This is a genomic window from Marinifilum caeruleilacunae, from assembly GCF_013141825.1.
Taxonomy (GTDB): Bacteria; Bacteroidota; Bacteroidia; order Bacteroidales; family Marinifilaceae; genus Marinifilum; species Marinifilum caeruleilacunae.
Genome location: NZ_RZNH01000208.1, coordinates 1 through 349 on the forward strand (window position 1 = coordinate 1; position 349 = coordinate 349).

A 349-nucleotide genomic window follows, 5' to 3' on the forward strand; every position below is an offset into this window, starting at 1 on the left:
CTACTATTCCTGATTGGGCAGTACTCCATGTATCAAGTGTTGCATTATAGGAACGGATGTAATACGTAGCTCCGTCAACTGTAAAATCCTTGGTTGCATTGGAGTTCGTCTTATCAATTCCACTTGCACTTGTTTGCCAGTAGTAAACTTCATCTGCCGGTGGTGCCTGACGAGTAAGCGTGGTTACTCCATCTGCATAAGCCGCTGTTGGCGCTGCAGGAATGCCAGGATTATTGTAAACCTCTACTATTCCTGATTGGGCAGTACTCCATGTATCAAGTGTTGCATTATAGGAACGGATGTAATACGTAGCTCCGTCAACTGTAAAATCCTTGGTTGCATTGGAGTT

1 protein-coding gene is annotated in these 349 nt (G+C 44.4%); it reads right to left on the reverse strand.

Translation table 11 applies throughout. The features are described from left to right. The coding region (locus ELS83_RS22030) for a hypothetical protein (protein ID WP_171597667.1) at window positions 1–349 on the reverse strand (349 nt) is incomplete at both ends.